Below are 19,158 nucleotides of genomic sequence, written 5' to 3'. Positions count from 1 at the left end.
TCGAAAATTTTGTTGCGCATGCCCGCGCACGCTCATTACAATCCGTCGGAGCTTGCCCGCAGCCGGTCGCGTCGCGTCGTCTGCACGAGAGCGATCCTCACATTCCAGGACCCAGGAGACGAGAATGTCCGCTGTACCGAACGAAGTGATGAAATATGTCGCCGCCGAACATGACGACGACCCGCAGGAAACCGTCGAATGGCTCGAGTCGCTCGACGGCGTAATCTCCTCCGTGGGCACTGGCCGCGCGCACTACCTGATCGAAAAGCAGATCGAATTCGCCCGCATGCATGGCGAACACCTGCCGTTTTCCGCGAATACCCCGTACATCAACACGATCCCGGTCGCCGCACAGGCGAAGATCCCGGGTGACCAGGACATCGAGCACCGCATCCGTTCGTACACGCGCTGGAACGCGCTGGCGATGGTGCTGCGTGCAGGCAAGGACACGAACGTCGGCGGCCACATCGCATCGTTCGCATCGGCCGCGACGCTCTATGACGTCGGCTACAACCACTTCTGGCACGCAGCGTCCGAGCAGCATGGCGGCGATCTCGTGTTCGTGCAGGGCCACTCGTCGCCGGGCGTCTACTCGCGCGCGTTCCTGCTCGGCCGCCTGAAGGAAGAGCAGCTCGACAACTTCCGCCAGGAAGTCGACGGCAACGGCATTTCGTCGTACCCGCACCCGTGGCTGATGCCGGACTTCTGGCAGTTCCCGACCGTGTCGATGGGCCTCGGCCCGATCATGGCGATCTACCAGGCCCGCTTCATGAAGTACCTGGAAGCGCGCGGCATCACGAAGACGGAAGGCCGCAAGGTGTGGGCATTCCTCGGCGACGGCGAGACGGACGAACCGGAATCGCTCGGCGCGATCGGGATGGCGAGCCGCGAGAAGCTCGACAACCTCGTGTTCGTGATCAACTGCAACCTGCAGCGTCTCGACGGCCCGGTGCGCGGCAACGGCAAGATCATCCAGGAGCTCGAATCGGAATTCCGTGGTGCCGGCTGGAACGTGATCAAGGTCATCTGGGGCAGCCGCTGGGATGCGCTGTTCGCACGCGACAAGTCGGGCGCGCTGATGCGCCGCATGATGGAAGTCGTCGACGGCGAGTACCAGACGTACAAGTCGGAATCCGGCGCGTTCGTGCGCGAGCACTTCTTCAACACGCCTGAGCTGAAGGCGCTCGTCGCCGACTGGTCGGACGACGACATCTGGGCGCTGAACCGCGGCGGCCACGATCCGCACAAGATCTACGCGGCTTTCCACGAAGCCACGAACACGAAGGGCGCGCCGACCGTCATCCTCGCGAAGACCATCAAGGGCTACGGGATGGGCGAGTCGGGCCAGGCGATGAACATCACGCACCAGCAGAAGAAGCTGCCGGTCGAGCAACTGAAGAAGTTCCGTGACCAGTTCCGCCTGCCGATCACCGACGAGCAGATCGCCGACGTGCCGTACCTGAAGTTCGAGGAAGGCTCGAAGGAACTCGAATACATGCGCAAGCAGCGCATGGACCTCGGCGGCTACCTGCCGCACCGCCGCGAGAAGGCGACGTCGCTGCCGGTGCCGGCGCTCGACGCGTTCGAGCCGCTGCTGAAGGGCACGGGCGAAGGCCGCGAGATCTCGACGACGATGGCGTTCGTGCGGATCCTGAACATCCTGCTGAAGGACAAGGCGCTCGGCAAGCGCGTCGTGCCGATCGTCCCGGACGAATCGCGTACGTTCGGCATGGAAGGCCTGTTCCGCCAGATCGGCATCTGGAACCAGCAGGGCCAGAAGTACGTGCCGGAAGATTCCGACCAGCTGATGTTCTACAAGGAATCGGAAACCGGCCAGATCCTGCAGGAAGGCATCAACGAAGCGGGCGGCATGTGCGACTGGATCGCGGCGGCGACGTCGTACTCGACGCACGGCGAGATCATGGTGCCGTTCTACATCTTCTACTCGATGTTCGGCTTCCAGCGGATCGGCGACCTGGCATGGGCCGCGGGCGACATGCGTTCGCGCGGCTTCCTGCTCGGCGGTACCGCGGGCCGCACGACGCTGAACGGCGAAGGCCTGCAGCACGAAGACGGCCACTCGCTCCTGTGGGCGGCATCGGTGCCGAACTGCGTGAGCTACGACCCAACCTTCGGCTATGAACTTGCCGTGATCGTCCAGGACGGCCTGCGCCGCATGGTGGCGGACCAGGAAGACGTGTACTACTACATCACGGTGATGAACGAGAACTACGAGCACCCGGCGATTCCGCAGGGCGAGCACGTGGCGGCCGACATCATCAAGGGCATGTACGCGTTCAAGAAGGCCGACGCCGACAAGAAGGCGCCGCGCGTCCAGCTGCTCGGCGCGGGCACGATCTTCAACGAAGTGATCGCTGCCGCCGACCTGCTGAAGAACGACTGGGGCGTCGCCGCCGACCTGTGGAGCGTGCCGAGCTTCACGGAGCTCGCGCGTGAAGGCCACCAGGTCGAACGCTGGAACCTGCTCCATCCGACCGAAGAGCGTCGTCTGTCGCACGTGCAGAAGTGCCTGAAGGACACGCAGGGCCCGGTCATCGCATCGACCGACTACGTCCGTGCGCTGGTCGACCAGATCCGCGGCCAGATCGATCGCCGCTTCGTCGTGCTGGGCACGGACGGCTTCGGCCGCTCGGATACCCGCGAGAAGCTGCGTCACTTCTTCGAAGTCGACCGTCACTGGGTCACCGTCGCCGCGCTCAACGCGCTGGCCGACGAGGGCACGATCGAGCGCAAGGTGGTCGCGGACGCGATCGCCAAGTACAACCTCGATCCGTCGAAGCCCAACCCGATGACCGTTTAACGCACACGCCGTGTGATGCCGCGCGCCGCTTCCTCGAGGGGCGCGCGCGGCCATGGAGACAGAAACAGATGAGTCAAGCGATCGAAGTGAAGGTGCCGGATATCGGCGATTACAAGGACGTGCCGGTGATCGAGATCGGCGTGAAGGTCGGCGATACCGTCGAACCGGAGCAGTCGCTCGTCACGCTCGAGTCGGACAAGGCGACGATGGACGTGCCGAGCCCGGTCGGCGGCGTCGTGAAGGAAATCAAGGTCAAGGTGGGCGATTCCGTGTCGGAAGGCTCGCTGATCATCCTGCTCGAAGGCGGCGCCGCGGCGCAGGCGAACGGCGCGGCAGCGCCCGCTGCTGCTCCGGCTCCGGCGGCAGCGCCGGCTGCTGCAGCACCGGCGGCCGCACCGGCAGCTGCCGGCGGCACGCTCGAAGTGAAGGTCCCCGACATCGGCGACTACAAGGACGTGCCGGTGATCGAGATCGGCGTGAAGGTCGGCGACACGGTCGAGAAGGAGCAGTCGCTCGTCACGCTCGAGTCGGACAAGGCGACGATGGACGTGCCGAGCCCGGCCGCAGGCGTCGTGAAAGAGATCAAGGTGAAGGTGGGCGATTCGGTGTCGGAAGGCACGCTGATCGTGCTGCTCGAAGCCGCAGGCGCAGCGGCTGCCGCACCGCAGGCGAGCGCACCGGCTCCGGCCGCTGCCGCTCCGGCGCCGGCACCTGCCGCCGCACCGGCGAAGGCCGCCCCGGCACCGGCTGCTGCTGCGCCGGCGCCGGCCGCCGCGTCGGGCGAATACCGCGCGAGCCACGCGTCGCCGTCGGTGCGCAAGTTCGCACGTGAGCTCGGCGTCGAAGTTGCACGCGTGCAGGGCTCGGGTCCGAAGGGCCGCATTACGAAGGAAGACGTCACGGGCTTCGTGAAGGGCGTGATGACCGGCCAGCGCGCAGCACCGGCCGCGGCAGCCGCGCCGGCAGGCGGCGGCGAGCTGAACCTGCTGCCGTGGCCGAAGGTCGACTTCTCGAAGTTCGGCCCGTTCGAAGCGAAGCCGCTGTCGCGCATCAAGAAGATCTCGGGCGCGAACCTGCATCGCAACTGGGTGATGATCCCGCACGTCACGAACAACGACGAAGCGGACATCACCGAGCTCGAAGCACTGCGCGTGCAGCTGAACAAGGAGCACGAGAAGGCGGGCGTGAAGTTCACGATGCTCGCGTTCGTGATCAAGGCGGTCGTCGCCGCGCTGAAGAAATTCCCGACGTTCAACGCGAGCCTCGACGGCGACAACCTGGTGTTCAAGCAGTACTACCACATCGGTTTCGCCGCCGATACGCCGAACGGTCTCGTCGTGCCGGTGATCCGCGATGCGGACAAGAAGGGGCTCGTCGACATCGCGAAGGAAATGGCCGAGCTGTCGAAGGCCGCACGCGACGGCAAGCTGAAGCCGGACCAGATGCAAGGCGGTTGCTTCTCGATCTCGTCGCTCGGCGGGATCGGCGGCACCAACTTCACGCCGATCATCAACGCGCCGGAAGTGGCGATCCTCGGGTTGTCGCGCGGCCAGATGAAGCCGGTGTGGGACGGCAAGCAGTTCGTGCCGCGGCTTACGCTGCCGCTGTCGCTGTCGTATGACCATCGTGTGATCGATGGCGCCGAAGCCGCGCGGTTCAATGCGTATCTCGGTGCGTTGCTCGCCGATTTCCGTCGCATCATTCTTTGATGAGCGGGGGGGGGGCTCGCGGGGGCGTGGGGTTCTTGTTGGTTATCCACGCCCTGTCGTTGAACCTGTTTTGCTAACGGTCTATTAGCGTCGCCCCTGCGCGGGGCGGCGGTCACTTTTCTTTGTCTTCCAAAGAAAAGTAACCAAAAGAAAGGCGCGTCCTTGGGCGGACGGCAAAGGTGGTCCTGCCCAGGTTCGCGTTCTCTTGTCAGGCCGTAGTCTTGGGTTCTTTTGCGGGTTTCTCCCCCCTCTGTCTGCAGCTAATCAAGAAGGGGACAGTAATGAGTCTCATCGAAGTCAAGGTTCCGGATATCGGCGATTTCAGCGGCGTCGATGTCATCGAAGTCAACGTCAAACCCGGCGACGTGATCGAAAAAGAGCAGACGCTCATCACGCTCGAATCCGATAAAGCCTCCATGGAGGTGCCCAGCGACGTCGCCGGCACCGTCAAGGAAATCAAGGTCAAGGCCGGCGAGAAAGTCTCGCAAGGCACCGTGATCGCCATCGTCGAAGCATCGGCTGGCGCCGCCGCACCCGCAAAAGCACCCGAAGCGGCCAAGCCCGCAGCTGCTGCGCCGGCACCGGCCGCCGCCGCTCCGGCACCCGCGCCGCAAGCCGGCAGCTACGCCGGTGCAGCCGACATCGAATGCGACATGCTCGTGCTCGGCGCCGGCCCCGGCGGCTACTCGGCCGCGTTCCGCGCCGCCGACCTCGGCATGAAGACGGTGCTCGTCGAACGCTACTCGACGCTCGGCGGCGTGTGCCTGAACGTGGGCTGCATCCCGTCGAAGGCGCTGCTGCATACGTCGCTCGTCGTCGAGGAAGCCGCGGCGCTCGCGTCGCACGGCATCACGTTCGGCAAGCCGGAAGTCGATCTCGACAAGCTGCGCGACTTCAAGGGCGGCGTCGTCAAGAAGCTGACGACGGGCCTCGCCGGCATGGCAAAGGCACGCAAGGTCGAAGTGGTCACGGGCGTCGGCGCATTCGTCGATCCGTTCCACATGGAAGTGCAGGGCGAAAACGGCAAGAAGGTCGTGAAGTTCAAGCAGGCCATCATCGCCGCGGGCTCGCAGGCCGTGAAGCTGCCGTTCATGCCGGAAGACCCGCGCGTCGTCGATTCGACCGGCGCACTCGAACTGCGCCAGCTGCCGAAGCGCATGCTCGTGATCGGCGGCGGCATCATCGGCCTCGAAATGGCCACGGTCTACTCGACGCTCGGCGCCGAGATCGACGTCGTCGAAATGATGGACGGCCTGATGATGGGCGCGGACCGCGATCTGGTGAAGGTCTGGGAAAAGTACAACGCGAAGCGCTTCGGCAACGTGATGCTGAAGACCAAGACGGTCGGCGCGGAAGCGAAGGAAGACGGCATCTACGTGAAGTTCGAGGGCGAGAAGGCCCCGGCGGAAGCGCAGCGCTACGACCTCGTGCTCGTCGCGGTGGGCCGCAGCCCGAACGGCAAGAAGATCGGCGCCGACAAGGCAGGTGTCGCGGTCACGGATCGCGGCTTCATCGACGTCGACAAGCAAATGCGCACGAACGTCCCGCACATCTTCGCGATCGGCGATATCGTCGGCCAGCCGATGCTCGCGCACAAGGCCGTGCATGAAGGCCACGTCGCAGCGGAAGCCGCACACGGCGAGAAGGCGTACTTCGACGCACTGCAGATCCCGTCGGTGGCGTACACCGATCCGGAAGTGGCGTGGGCCGGCAAGACGGAAGACCAGTGCAAGGCCGAAGGCATCAAGTACGGCAAGGCCGTGTTCCCGTGGGCCGCATCGGGCCGCGCGATCGCGAACGGCCGCGACGAAGGCTTCACGAAGCTGATCTTCGACGAGGAAACCCATCGCGTGATCGGTGGTGCCATCGTCGGCCTGAACGCGGGCGACCTGATCAGCGAAGTGTGCCTCGCCGTCGAGATGGGCGCGGACGCGGAAGACATCGGCAAGACGATCCATCCGCACCCGACGCTCGGCGAATCGGTCGGCATGGCCGCCGAGCTGTACGAAGGCGTTTGTACCGACCTGCCGCCGCAACGCAAGAAGTAACGCGGCCGGCTCGGCCGGCAGTGTGCCGGCCGTGAAAAAACGCCGCCTCCCGGGTGATCCGGGCGGCGGCGTTTTCTTTTATGCGCGGCCGATGCTCAAACGAACGTTCGAGAATGGTCGGCAACGTGCCGGTTCCAGCATGTTCCGGCGCCAGAAACGAAAAAGCCGCGCTGGGCGCGGCTCTTTCAGGAGCAGGGGACGCTTACGCGGCCGGCTTGCTCGTACGACGTGCAGCAGCGGCGGTAGCAGCCTTCGTTGCGACGGCAGCAGCAGCGTTGAAGTTCGTTTCAGCGATTTCGACGGCTTGCTTCGTGGCCTTCTGAACCGTTTCGTACGTGGTGTTCGCAGCGTTCAGTGCCGACTTCAGTGCAGCGACAGCCGTTTCCGAACCAGCCGGGGCGTTCTTCGCGACGTTGTCGACGAGTGCCTGGACCTTCTTGTTCTGCTCTTCGAATTGCGCTTCAGCAACCTTCGCGAACTCGGCTTGCGTCGACGATGCGATTTCATACAGGTGACGGCCGTACGACAGCACCTTTTCCGCGACCGGCTGCGACAGGCTGGCTTGCAGCGCGATCAGTTCCTGTGCGTCCTTCACCGACAGCAGGCGCTGTGCGTTTTCCTGGCCTTCGGCCAGCGTCGACTTCACGACCTGCAGGTTGAGTTCGATCAGCTTTTCGACGCCTTCGAACGCCTTGGTCGTCAGACCGAACAGGCTTTCGAGGTTGGCTTTCTGGGCGGCGGCGATTTGCTCGGGGGTCAGCAAGGACATGTCAAGCTCCTGAAAAGCGATCGCGTCGATCGCAGGGTAAAGGGCACTACGCTGGGGAACCTCGGATGCGCGTGCTTTGTGCAACGCAGCAATGAGGCTTATTTTAGGGCAGAGAAAACCAATGTCAAGTATTTTTTGTGCGTTGCACAATCGTGACAAATTATCGATAAAACAACGAGTTATCGTGCCTGTTCGGAATCGGTTTCATGCCGCGATCCCAGATGGTGCGCACGGCTGAGGGGCAGGCGCGGCGCACCATGATCATGCACAGGTAAACCTGACAGGCCCGTGGAACGTTATCCTTCTGTTCCTGTCGAAAAATGCGCCGTTTCGATGCGCGTCCCGTGGCGACGTGCCGCCGCCACGGCCGAGACCGGCGCCCCTGGCACCCCGAGCGCCGGATACGTAGTTTCCCCGCTTTAAATCGCCTCCGAAGTGACGTTATCTCAATTAACCGTGTGCAATCGGGAGACGGGTACTGTCGGGCAGCGCATCCCATGGATTTTTTCGATGGGAGCGGGAGGGTTCATTGGTCAGAGGTTGGCCGACCCTTACATTCCGGTTTAACGACGATCGGTAAGTGCCTAATATTGCTCTTTTTTTCAGCTTTAACTACACTTGCGGAAACCTCCCGCCCGCTTTGTCCAGACCCCAATGAAAGCCGAATCGTTTTCACCGCGCAGATTGTTGCAGAGCATGACGCTCGGCACGGCTGTGTCGGTCGCAGTCGCCTTGCTGGCGACCACTGCGTCCGTCGCGCCTGCTGACGCCTTTGCCGCCACTGCGAAGACCCAACAAGCCGCCAAGAAAAAGGCTGTCGCTCCTGCTTCGTCCGCGAAGAAGAAGTCGGCCAAGGCCAGCTCCGACAAATCCGCGAAGGTCGCGGCCGCCGACGCGCCGCGCGCGAAGGCGTCGCGCAAGCGCGTGACGCTCGCGTCGAACGTGCATGGCGGCCATCACGGCGCGGTCCGCAAGGTCGCGTTCCAGCCGCGCCGGCCGACCGTCGGCCAGGCGTTCGGCCTGCACGACACGCCGGACGCGCTCGCGCTGCGTTCGAGCGTCGCGTACGTCGTCGACCAGAACTCGGGCGAGCCGTTGTTCGACAAGAATTCGCACGCCGTCGTGCCGATCGCGTCGATCTCGAAGCTGATGACGGCGATGGTCGTGCTCGACTCGAAGACGCCGATGACCGACCAGCTCGAAGTCACGGACGAAGACCGCGACTACGAGAAGGGCACGGGCTCGCGCCTGTCGGTCGGCTCGGTGCTGTCGCGTGAAGACATGCTGCACATCGCGCTGATGGCGTCGGAAAACCGCGCGGCCGCCGCGCTGTCGCGTTACTACCCGGGCGGCCGTCCGGCGTTTATCGCCGCGATGAACGCGAAGGCGAAGTCGCTCGGCATGACCGACACGCACTTCGAGAATTCGACGGGTCTGTCGAGCTCGAACGTGTCGAGCGCGCGCGATCTCGTGAAGATGGTCAACGCGGCGTACCAGTACCCGATGATTCGTCAGTTCTCGACCGATCGCACCTACGAGGTGTACACGGGCAAGCGCAACCTGGTCTACAACAGCACGAACGCGCTGATTCGCGGCAATGGCTCGTGGGACATCGGTCTGCAGAAGACGGGTTTCATCAACGAAGCGGGCGAGTGCCTCGTGATGCAGGCGACGATCCACGGCAAGCCGATGGTGATGGTGCTGCTCGATTCGTTCGGCAAGTATTCGCGCTTCGCCGATGCGGCGCGCCTGCGCAACTGGCTCGATGCCGGCGGCGGCGAGCGCCTGACGGCGGCCAACACGCCGAACGGCGGGACCTGATCGCACGATGGCGTGGCGGTTCGCCGCCGCGCCGATGGCTGAAAAAAAGCCCCGCAATCGCGGGGCTTTTTCATTGGGCGCGGGAGCGGCTTACGCCTGCCGCTGCAGCCCGTCCGCATCCTTCGCGGGCGCCGGCCGGTAGCCGAGCGATTCCGAAATGGTTAGGGCCGTGCGGCTCAACTGGCCGAGCCACGCATCCTGGAGGCGATCGGCCGGCGCCGACAGCGACAGGCCCGCGACGAGCTTGCCCGAATCGTCGTAGATGCCGGCCGCGATGCAGCGCACGCCGAGCTCCAGCTCCTCGTTGTCGCGCGCGCACGATTGCTGGCGCACGATCGTCAGCTCGCGCTCGAGCTTCGCGATGTCGGTGATGCTGTTCTGCGTATGGCCGGACAGCCCCGTGCGCGTCGCATACGCGCGCACGCGTGACGTTTCGTCGGCCGCGAGGAACAGCTTGCCGACCGACGTGAGGTGCAGCGGCGCGCGGCCACCGATTGCGCGGACGACCTGCATCCCTGAGCGCTCCGAATACGCACGCTCGATGTAGACGATCTCGTCGCCCTGGCGCACCGACAGGTTCACGGTCTGCCCGGTGAGGCGGTGCAGTTCGCGCATCGGCATCAGCGCCGCGTCGCGTACCGACAGGCGCGCCTTCACGAGGTTGCCGAGCTCCAGCAGCCGCATGCCGAGGCGGTACGTGCCGGGATCGGAGCGGTCGACGAGACGGCAGGTCACCATGTCGTTGAGGATACGGTGCGCAGTCGACGGGTGCAGCTCCGTCCGCTGCGCAAGCTCCTTCAGGCTGACGGGGTCGCTGTGCGCGGCGAGCGCGTCCAGCAGCCGCATCATGCGTTCGATCACCTGGATCGACGTTTTTGAATCCGGGGTGGGTTGGCTCATGTCGGGGGAGAAATCGGTTGACGCGTCAAGCGGTGTTGGAACGATTGTATCTCGTATTGTGAAAAAAGCGAACGCCGTTCGAGGAAATCCTCGTTTCGCGCCGTGCGGGCTTGCGTGAGCGCCGGCGTTGGTCTTGCTGGCCAAACGGCGGATAATGAGAGCCGTTTTCTCGAAGGAGCACGTATGCGAGTCGGTTTGTTCGTGACCTGCCTGGTCGATCTGATGCGCCCCGAAATCGGTTTTTCGGCGCTCAAGCTGATTCGCGACGCCGGCTACGAGGTGATCGTGCCGCCCGCGCAGACTTGCTGCGGCCAGCCGGCCTACAACTCGGGCGACCGTGCGCTCGCGCGTGATCTCGCGGAAAAGACGCTGTGCGAGTTCGAGCAGTTCGATTACGTCGTCGCGCCGTCGGGTTCATGCGGCGGGATGATCCGCGCGCACTATGGCGACCTGTTCCGCGACGACCCCGAACTGATGGGGCGCTACACGCGGTTCCAGCAGAAAGTGTATGAACTGACCGACTTCCTGGCGAACGTCGCGAAGGTGTCGCTCGCGCCGGGCGAATTCACGGGGCCCGTCACCTATCACGATTCGTGTTCGGGCCTGCGCGAACTCGGCGTGAAGGCGCAGCCGCGCGCGCTGCTCGCGCAGCGCGGCATCGCGGTCACCGAAATGAAGGACTGCGAGCACTGCTGCGGCTTCGGCGGCACGTTCGCGGTCAAGTACGGCGACATTTCGGCGGCCATTGCGGACGAGAAGTGCGCGAACGTGCGGGCGTCCGGCACGGGCGCCGTCGTGCTCGGCGATCTCGGCTGCATGCTGAACATCGAAGGGCGGTTGCGCCGCACCGGCGACCGCGACACGCGCGTGCTGCACGTCGCGCAGGTGCTGGCGGGCGACGTCTGACGCCCGGTTCCGCTCACTTTTCCCCGATACCGCGATGCAAGTCCAATCGATGCATTTCAAGGCGCGCGCCGGCCAGAAGCTGGCCGACCAGCGCCTGCAGCAGAACCTGAAGAAGCTGTCGACGAAGTTCGTGTCCGCGCGCGCCGACGCGATGACCGCGATCGACTTCCCGGCCACACGCGCCGCGCTGAAGGATCGCCGCAACCGCGCGCTGGAGAACCTCGACGTGTGGCTCGCGGCGTTCGAGCGCGAGGCGACGCGGCGCGGCACGACGGTGCTGTTCGCCGAAACGACCGAGGATGCCGCGCGGCTCGTGGCCGACATCGCGCGCCGTCACGACGTGAAGAAGGTCATCAAGACCAAGTCGATGGTGTCGGAGGAAATGCGCCTGAACGCGGTGCTCGCGGAAATGGGCGTGCAGTCGATCGAGACGGATCTCGGCGAATACATCCTGCAGATCAACGACAACGAGCCGCCGAGCCACATCATCGCGCCCGTCGTGCACAAGGACAAGGACGAGATCGCCGACCTGTTCGCGCGCACGCACCATCGCGAGCGGCTCACCGAGATTCCGGACATGACGCGCGAGGCGCGCGAGGTGCTGCGTCCGCATTTCATGTCGGCCGACATGGGCGTGACGGGCGGCAACTTCGTGATCGCCGAGACCGGTTCGGTCGCGATCGTGACGAACGAAGGGAACGAAGGCATGTGCACGGTAATGCCGCGCGTGCATGTGGCGGTGACGGGCATCGAGAAGGTGCTGCCGACGCTCGAGGATCTCGCGACCGCGATGCGCCTGCTGCCGCGCTCCGCGACCGGGCAGAAGACGTCGAACTATTTCTCGCTGCTGACCGGGCCGCGCGGGCCGGGCGACGAGGACGGCCCCGAGCACAACTACGTGGTGCTCGTCGACGGCGGCCGCACGGGGCTGATCGGCGGCGAATTCCAGGAGATGCTGCGCTGCATCCGTTGCGGTGCATGCATGAACCATTGCCCGGTGTACCAGAAGGTCGGCGGCCACGCGTACGGCTGGGTCTACCCGGGGCCGATGGGGTCCGTACTGACGCCGAGCTACGTCGGGCTCGATCGCTCACTCGACCTGCCGCAGGCCGCGACACTTTGCGGGGAATGCGACAGCGTGTGCCCGGCCGGGATTCCGTTGTCGCACCTGTTGCGCACGCTGCGCGAGAAGCAGGTCGAGCGACACCTGCGGCCGTGGCGCGAGCGGGCGGCGCTCGCCGCATGGGGTTTCTTCGCGCGCCGGCCGATGCTGTACGCGCTGACGACCAAGGTCGCTGTGCGCATCCTCGAGCGGCTGGGCGGCAACGGCGGCACGCTGCGGCGCCTGCCGATGATGGGCGGCTGGATGGACACACGCGACATGCCGACGCCGACCGGGCGCACGTTCCGCGAGCTGTACGCGGCGTCGCAAAGCCACCTCGGCTGACGACTGTTCATCGGGCGACAACAGTGCGTTCGCTATTTGTATATTTATCTCGATAGATGCGGTCTATAGAATCCTGTCTGTAGTCCCCGGAATTGGGTTTCGGGGTACGAGGTCAAGGAGGTCCGCATCATGAAAAAGACAATATCGATGTACTGGCCGCTGGCAATCGTCGTTCCGCTGGCCGCGGCTGCCTATCTGCATGCGATGGCCGAGGCGCCGTCGCGTGGCCCGCTCGCCGTTCACCAGGCATCCGCCGAGCTGGCGCGTGCGGTGTCGTTCGGGCTGGTCGACGATGCGGCGAAGCCGCTGCCGGCGGCGTCCGGCGACGTCGTGCTCGCCGTGCCGAAGGCGCTGTAAGGCATGGCGCCGTCGCTTTGCGCGGCGGCGCGATTTCGGCCGCCTTTGTATAATGGCGGGCTGTTCTCCCACGCGGCTCGCCGCGGCTTTCCCATAGTGCGATGACCCGCGTTTCGATCTGTTTCGTCTGTCTCGGCAACATCTGCCGTTCGCCCACCGCGGAAGGCGTGATGCGTCACCAGGTCGACGCGGCCGCGCTGGCGGACCGGATCGCGATCGATTCGGCCGGTACCGGCGACTGGCATGTCGGCGAGCCGCCGGATACGCGTGCGCAGGCTGCCGCTCGCGGCCGCGGCTACGACCTGTCGGCGCTGCGCGCACGACAGGTGAGCGCGGCGGATTTCGAGCGCTTCGACCTGTTGCTCGCGATGGACGAGGCGAATCTCGCGAAGCTGCGCCGCCGCTGCCCGCCGCAGCATCGCGACAAGGTGCGCCTGCTGATGGAATTCGCGCCGGATTCGGCCGAGACCGAGGTAGCCGACCCCTATTTCGGCGGTACGCAGGGCTTCGAGCAGGTGCTCGATCAGGTCGAGCGCGCGTGCGCGGGCCTGCTGGAGACGCTCAGGGCCCGTACGGAGCGCTGATCGCGCGGTTTTCAGCGATCTGCGAATACCCTTTCAAAGACATGGATACTTGACTAAAAACGTCAAATATTTATACTTGACCAAAATCGTCAAGATTGCAGTCCCCTAGACACCATGAGACTCACCACCAAAGGCCGTTTCGCCGTCACGGCGATGATTGACTTGGCACTGCGCCAGGAGCAGGGCCCGGTGACGCTTGCAGGCATCAGCCAGCGCCAGCGGATTTCGCTCTCGTATCTCGAACAGCTGTTCGGCAAGCTGCGCAGGCATGAAATCGTCGAATCCGTGCGCGGCCCGGGCGGCGGCTACAACCTCGCGCGTCGCGCGCAGGACGTCACCGTTGCCGACATCATCATCGCGGTCGATGAACCGCTCGACGCCACGCAGTGCGGCGGCAAAGGCACGTGCGACGGCTCGAAGCAGCCCGACGGCCATTGCATGACGCACGAGCTGTGGTCGACGCTGAACCAGAAGATGGTCGAATACCTCGATTCGGTGTCGCTGCAGGATCTCGTCGATCAGCAGCGCGCTCGCGAGGGCGCACCTGCGGTGCTGCGCGACCGGCGCACGCCGGAGCCCGTTGCGGCGCCGGCCGAGCCGGTTCGCACGATGCCGCTCGGCCCCAATTCGGTGTTCAACATCGCGAGTTCGTGAGCGCGAAGGCGCCGCCATACCCCATAACGCACATAGTCCCTGCACAGAATTCCCGGAGCGACAGATGACCCAAGACACTCTCCACCTGCCCATCTATATGGATTACAGCGCGACGACGCCGGTCGACCCGCGCGTGGTCGACAAGATGGTGCCGTACCTGCGCGAGCAGTTCGGCAACCCGGCGTCGCGCAGCCACGCGTATGGCTGGGACGCGGAGCGTGCGGTCGAGGAAGCGCGCGAGAACGTGGCCGCGCTCGTGAACGCGGATCCGCGCGAGATCATCTGGACGTCCGGCGCAACGGAATCGGACAACCTCGCGATCAAGGGTGCCGCGAACTTCTACAAGGGCAAGGGCAAGCACATCATCACGGTGAAGACCGAGCACAAGGCCGTGCTCGACACCTGCCGCGAGCTCGAGCGCGACGGTTTCGAAGTCACCTACCTCGACGTGAAGGATGACGGCCTGATCGACCTCGACGTGTTCAAGGCCGCACTGCGCCCGGACACGATCCTCGTGTCGGTGATGCACGTGAACAACGAGATCGGCGTGATCCAGGACATCGAGACGATCGGTGAGATCTGCCGCGAGAAGGGCATCGTGTTCCACGTCGACGCCGCACAGTCGACCGGCAAGGTCGCGATCGACCTCGCGAAGCTGAAGGTCGACCTGATGTCGTTCTCGGCACACAAGACCTACGGCCCGAAGGGCATCGGTGCGCTGTACGTGCGTCGCAAGCCGCGTGTGCGCATCGAAGCGCAGATGCACGGTGGCGGCCACGAGCGCGGCATGCGTTCGGGCACGCTGGCGACGCACCAGATCGTCGGCATGGGCGAAGCGTTCCGTATCGCACGTGAAGAAATGGCGACGGAAAACGAGCGCATCCGCATGCTGCGCGACAAGCTGCTGCGCGGCCTGTCGCAAATCGAGGAAACGTACGTGAACGGCGACATGGAGCGCCGTGTCCCGCACAACCTCAACATCAGTTTCAACTTCGTCGAAGGCGAGTCGCTGATCATGGCGATCAAGGACGTCGCGGTGTCGTCGGGCTCCGCATGCACGTCGGCGTCGCTGGAGCCGTCGTACGTGCTGCGTGCGCTCGGCCGCAACGACGAGCTGGCCCACAGCTCGATCCGCTTCACGGTCGGCCGCTTCACGACGGAGCAGGAAGTCGACTTCGTGGTCAACCTGCTGAACAGCAAGATCGCGAAGCTGCGCGAACTCTCGCCGCTCTGGGAAATGCACCAGGAAGGCATCGATCTGTCGACGATCGAATGGGCCGCACACTGAGCGCCGGATTGAACATACCCGCGGGCGGATTCGCGCACGCAGACGTAACGAGTCAAGGAGTCTGAGTCATGTCTTACAGCAACAAGGTTCTGGATCACTACGAAAACCCGCGCAACGTCGGTTCGTTCGCGAAGGACGACGACACGGTCGGCACGGGCATGGTCGGCGCGCCGGCCTGCGGCGACGTGATGAAGCTGCAGATCCGCGTCGGCGCGGACGGCGTGATCGAAGACGCGAAGTTCAAGACCTACGGTTGCGGTTCGGCGATCGCATCGAGCTCGCTCGTCACCGAATGGGTGAAGGGCAAGACGCTCGACGAAGCACTGTCGATCAAGAACACGCAGATCGCGGAAGAACTCGCGCTGCCGCCGGTGAAGATTCACTGCTCGATCCTCGCGGAAGACGCGATCAAGGCAGCCGTGGCCGACTACAAGAAGCGTCACGACACCACGGCAGGCGATCAGGCAGCAGCCTGAGCGGCATCGAGCGGCTTCAGAAGGAACGCGGCGGGCCCTGGTGGCGCGCCGCGGCAAGGACATCATGGCAATTACACTGACCGAAAAAGCAGCACAGCACGTCCAGAAATACCTCGTCCGTCGCGGCAAGGGCATGGGCCTGCGGCTCGGCGTTCGCACGACCGGGTGCTCGGGGCTCGCGTACAAGCTCGAGTATGTCGACGAGCTCGCTCCCGAGGATCAGGTGTTCGAGAGCCATGGCGTGAAGGTGATCGTCGATCCGAAGAGCCTGGCCTACATCGACGGCACCGAGCTCGACTTCGCACGCGAAGGCCTGAACGAAGGGTTCAAGTTCAACAACCCGAACGTGAAGGACGAGTGCGGCTGCGGCGAATCGTTCCGCGTGTGACCACGCGGGTCTCCGCGCGATGCGGGCAAGAGGCGGCACGGGCCGCCTTTTTAATGTGCGGCGTTTGCCGCGCGACGAACCGGAATTGAACGCGACGATGGTCTCGCTGAAAGACAGCCACTTCGACCTGTTTCACCTGCCGGCGCAATTCGCGCTCGACGAGACGGCGCTCGACGCCGCCTATCGAACGGTGCAGACGCAGGTGCACCCGGACCGCTTCGCGGCGGCCGGCGACGCGCAGAAGCGCATCGCGATGCAATGGGCCACCCGCGCGAACGAGGCGTATCGCACGCTGCGCGATCCGCTGAAGCGCGCGTCGTATCTGCTGTCGCTGCGCGGTGTCGACATCGGCGCGGAAAACAATACCGCGATGGAGCCCGCGTTCCTGATGCAGCAGATGGAGTGGCGCGAGGGCATCGAGGATGCCGCGGCCGCCCGCAACGTCGACGCGCTCGACGCGCTGCTCGCCGAGTTGCGCGAAGAGCGGCGCGTGCGGGTGGAGCGCCTTGGCACGTTGCTCGACAGCGGCGCCGATCAGGCGGCCGCCGAGGCGGTGCGCCAGCTGATGTTCATCGAACGGGTCGCGTCGGAAGTGGGCGCGCAGATCGAGCGCCTCGAAACTTAACCGCGTGCCTTGCGGCACGCGCAGCAAACGGGCCGAGCGCCCGAACGAACCAAGATGGCTTTACTGCAAATTTCCGAACCGGGCATGGCGCCGGCGCCGCATCAGCGGCGACTCGCCGTCGGGATCGATCTCGGCACGACGAATTCGCTCGTCGCGGCCGTGCGCAACAGCGTGCCTGAAGTCCTGCCGGACGAAACGGGCCGGGTGCTGCTGCCGTCGGTGGTCCGCTATCTCGAGAAGGGCGGCCGACGCATCGGCCACGAGGCGAAAGAGCAGGCCGCCACCGATCCGCGCAACACGATCGTGTCGGTCAAGCGCTTCATGGGCCGCGGCAAGGCCGAGGTCGAAGGCGCGGCGAACGCGCCGTACGAATTCGTCGATGCGCCGGGCATGGTGCAGATCCGTACCATCGACGGCGTGAAGAGCCCGGTCGAAGTGTCGGCCGAGATTCTCGCGACGCTGCGTTATCGCGCGGAAGATTCGCTTGGCGATGACCTGGTTGGCGCGGTGATCACGGTGCCCGCGTATTTCGACGAAGCGCAACGCCAGGCGACCAAGGATGCCGCGCGCCTCGCGGGCCTCAACGTGCTGCGCCTGCTGAACGAACCGACCGCCGCGGCGATCGCCTATGGTCTCGACAACGGGGCGGAAGGCCTCTACGCGGTGTATGACCTCGGCGGCGGCACGTTCGACCTGTCGATCCTGAAGCTGACGAAGGGCGTGTTCGAAGTGCTGGCCGCGGGCGGTGATTCCGCACTCGGCGGCGACGATTTCGACCATGCGCTGTTCGATCACGTGCTCGCGCAAGCCGGCATCGACGCGAAGACGCTCGCGCCCGAGGACGTGCGCCTGCTGCTCGACCGTGTGCGCGTGCTGAAGGAAGCGCTGTCGTCCGCACCGGAGGCGTCGCTCGATGTCACGCTGTCGGGTGGCGCGCACCTCGTGCAGACGATCTCCCACGACACGTTCGCGTCGCTCGTCGAGCCGCTCGTGCAGCGCACGCTCACGCCGACCCGCAAGGCGCTGCGCGACGCGCAGGTGACGCCGGCCGACATCAAGGGTGTCGTGCTCGTCGGCGGCGCGACGCGCATGCCGGTGATTCGCGACGCGGTCGCGAAGTACTTCGGCCAGCCGCCGCTCGTGAACCTCGATCCGGATCAGGTCGTCGCGCTCGGCGCGGCGATCCAGGCCGACCTGCTCGCAGGCAATCGCGGCACCGGCGACGACTGGCTGCTGCTCGACGTGATTCCGCTGTCGCTCGGTGTCGAGACGATGGGCGGCCTCGTCGAGAAGATCATTCCGCGCAACTCGACGATTCCGATCGCGCGGGCGCAGGAATTCACGACCTTCAAGGACGGCCAGACCGCGATGGCGATCCACGTCGTGCAGGGCGAGCGCGAGCTCGTCGCCGACTGCCGGTCGCTCGCGCGCTTCGAGCTGCGCGGCATTCCGCCGATGACGGCCGGCGCCGCGCGCATTCGCGTGACCTACCAGGTCGACGCGGACGGCCTGCTGTCGGTGTTCGCCCGCGAGCAGTTGTCGGGCGTCGAGGCGTCGGTCGTCGTGAAGCCGTCGTACGGTCTTGCCGACGACGACATCGCGAAGATGCTCGAGGACAGCTTCAAGACCGCCGAGATCGACATGCGCGCCCGCGCGCTGCGCGAAGCGCAAGTCGAGGCCGAGCGGATGCTCGAGGCGACGCAGGCCGCGCTGGCGGCCGACGGCGAACTGCTCGACGCGGACGAGCGCGCGCAAGTCGACACGCTGGCCGCGGCGCTGCGCGCGGTCGCGCAAGGCGACGATACGAACGCGATCGAAGCGGCGACCAAGGCGCTGGCCGACGGCACCGACGAATTCGCGGCGCGCCGGATGGACAAGAGCATCAAGCGCGCGCTGTCGGGCCGCCGGCTCGACGAGATCTGAACTCACGAACTGCGCATCGGCCGGCAACGGCCCGCGCGACAATGAACCGTGCGGCGCCTGGCGCCGCACCCTGACTGACGGAACGGACATGCCTCAACTGGTGGTGCTGCCTCACGTCGAACTGTGCCCGGATGGCGCGGTGATCGACGCGACGCCCGGCAAGAGTATCTGCGACAACCTGCTCGAACACGGGATCGAGATCGAGCATGCATGCGAGAAGTCGTGCGCGTGCACGACGTGCCACGTGGTGATCCGCGAAGGCTTCAACGATCTGACGCCGTCCGAGGAGGACGAGGACGATCTGCTGGACAAGGCGTGGGGCCTCGAGCCGACGTCGCGCCTGTCGTGTCAGGCGATCGTGAAGGAAGATTCGGACCTGGTGGTCGAGATTCCGAAGTACTCGATCAACCACGCGAAGGAAAACCACTGACAGGAACCGGAG

At 65.1% G+C, this 19,158-nt stretch carries 17 protein-coding genes; 15 read left to right on the top strand and 2 right to left on the bottom strand.

Going from position 1 to position 19,158, the window contains the following annotated elements:
- The first annotated feature begins 124 nt into the window (after nt 1–124).
- The 3 genes from aceE to lpdA all read left to right on the top strand — a co-directional run bounded on the left by aceE (nt 125) and on the right by lpdA (nt 6,578).
- A complete protein-coding gene (gene aceE, locus CFB45_RS12225) occupies nt 125–2,821 on the top strand; it encodes a pyruvate dehydrogenase (acetyl-transferring), homodimeric type (protein ID WP_089425765.1) in 2,697 nt (898 codons plus the stop codon).
- 68 nt (nt 2,822–2,889) lie between these two features.
- Nucleotides 2,890–4,530, top strand: coding sequence for a dihydrolipoyllysine-residue acetyltransferase (gene aceF / locus CFB45_RS12220; RefSeq protein WP_089425764.1), 1,641 nt, complete (start codon nt 2,890–2,892; stop codon nt 4,528–4,530).
- Between the two features lie 281 nt (nt 4,531–4,811).
- Nucleotides 4,812–6,578, top strand: a complete 1,767-nt coding sequence (gene lpdA, locus CFB45_RS12215) for a dihydrolipoyl dehydrogenase (RefSeq protein ID WP_059233710.1) — start codon at nt 4,812–4,814, stop codon at nt 6,576–6,578.
- 202 nt (nt 6,579–6,780) lie between these two features.
- Here the strand turns inward: lpdA and CFB45_RS12210 are convergent, their stop codons facing one another.
- Nucleotides 6,781–7,347, bottom strand: a complete 567-nt coding sequence (locus tag CFB45_RS12210) for a phasin family protein (RefSeq protein WP_039364780.1) — start codon at nt 7,345–7,347, stop codon at nt 6,781–6,783.
- A 654-nt stretch (nt 7,348–8,001) separates the two neighbouring features.
- Here CFB45_RS12210 and pbpG point away from each other — a divergent pair.
- Entirely contained in the window at nt 8,002–9,168 is a 1,167-nt protein-coding gene (gene pbpG / locus CFB45_RS12205) for a D-alanyl-D-alanine endopeptidase (protein ID WP_089425763.1), read from the top strand.
- Between the two features lie 90 nt (nt 9,169–9,258).
- Here the strand turns inward: pbpG and CFB45_RS12200 are convergent, their stop codons facing one another.
- On the bottom strand, nt 9,259–10,068 hold the full coding sequence (locus CFB45_RS12200) for an IclR family transcriptional regulator (RefSeq protein ID WP_034183553.1): 810 nt from the start codon (nt 10,066–10,068) through the stop codon (nt 9,259–9,261).
- Nucleotides 10,069–10,251: 183 nt separating this feature from the next.
- Between CFB45_RS12200 and CFB45_RS12195 the strand changes: the two genes are divergently transcribed.
- From CFB45_RS12195 to fdx, 11 genes are all read left to right on the top strand, one after another.
- Nucleotides 10,252–10,974 (top strand): (Fe-S)-binding protein, encoded by a 723-nt coding sequence (locus CFB45_RS12195; protein ID WP_089425762.1) that lies wholly within the window; start codon nt 10,252–10,254, stop codon nt 10,972–10,974.
- Between the two features lie 34 nt (nt 10,975–11,008).
- Nucleotides 11,009–12,421, top strand: a complete 1,413-nt coding sequence (locus tag CFB45_RS12190) for a lactate utilization protein B (RefSeq protein WP_089425761.1) — start codon at nt 11,009–11,011, stop codon at nt 12,419–12,421.
- Nucleotides 12,422–12,550: 129 nt separating this feature from the next.
- Nucleotides 12,551–12,778 (top strand): hypothetical protein, encoded by a 228-nt coding sequence (locus CFB45_RS12185; RefSeq protein ID WP_089425760.1) that lies wholly within the window; start codon nt 12,551–12,553, stop codon nt 12,776–12,778.
- Nucleotides 12,779–12,879: 101 nt separating this feature from the next.
- Nucleotides 12,880–13,362, top strand: a complete 483-nt coding sequence (locus CFB45_RS12180; protein WP_089425759.1) for a low molecular weight protein-tyrosine-phosphatase — start codon at nt 12,880–12,882, stop codon at nt 13,360–13,362.
- A gap of 114 nt (nt 13,363–13,476) precedes the next feature.
- Nucleotides 13,477–14,016 (top strand): Fe-S cluster assembly transcriptional regulator IscR, encoded by a 540-nt coding sequence (gene iscR / locus CFB45_RS12175; RefSeq protein WP_009691731.1) that lies wholly within the window; start codon nt 13,477–13,479, stop codon nt 14,014–14,016.
- A gap of 64 nt (nt 14,017–14,080) precedes the next feature.
- A complete protein-coding gene (locus tag CFB45_RS12170) occupies nt 14,081–15,304 on the top strand; it encodes an IscS subfamily cysteine desulfurase (protein ID WP_089425758.1) in 1,224 nt (407 codons plus the stop codon).
- A 68-nt stretch (nt 15,305–15,372) separates the two neighbouring features.
- On the top strand, nt 15,373–15,780 hold the full coding sequence (gene iscU, locus CFB45_RS12165; RefSeq protein ID WP_089425757.1) for a Fe-S cluster assembly scaffold IscU: 408 nt from the start codon (nt 15,373–15,375) through the stop codon (nt 15,778–15,780).
- A 64-nt stretch (nt 15,781–15,844) separates the two neighbouring features.
- Nucleotides 15,845–16,168 carry an iron-sulfur cluster assembly protein IscA gene (gene iscA, locus CFB45_RS12160; RefSeq protein WP_012492710.1) on the top strand — a complete coding sequence of 108 codons (324 nt, stop codon included), beginning with the start codon at nt 15,845–15,847 and terminating at the stop codon, nt 16,166–16,168.
- A 97-nt stretch (nt 16,169–16,265) separates the two neighbouring features.
- Entirely contained in the window at nt 16,266–16,793 is a 528-nt protein-coding gene (hscB, locus tag CFB45_RS12155) for a Fe-S protein assembly co-chaperone HscB (RefSeq protein WP_042973645.1), read from the top strand.
- A 54-nt stretch (nt 16,794–16,847) separates the two neighbouring features.
- Nucleotides 16,848–18,716, top strand: a complete 1,869-nt coding sequence (hscA, locus tag CFB45_RS12150) for a Fe-S protein assembly chaperone HscA (protein ID WP_089425756.1) — start codon at nt 16,848–16,850, stop codon at nt 18,714–18,716.
- An 88-nt stretch (nt 18,717–18,804) separates the two neighbouring features.
- Nucleotides 18,805–19,146, top strand: coding sequence for an ISC system 2Fe-2S type ferredoxin (gene fdx, locus CFB45_RS12145; protein ID WP_011352558.1), 342 nt, complete (start codon nt 18,805–18,807; stop codon nt 19,144–19,146).
- The last annotated feature ends 12 nt before the right edge of the window (nt 19,147–19,158 follow it).

This window comes from Burkholderia sp. HI2500 (assembly GCF_002223055.1).
In the GTDB taxonomy this organism is placed as follows: Bacteria; Pseudomonadota; Gammaproteobacteria; order Burkholderiales; family Burkholderiaceae; genus Burkholderia.
The sequence above is the reverse complement of the archived record's forward strand: the minus strand, read 5'-3'. Positions and strand labels throughout refer to the sequence as shown.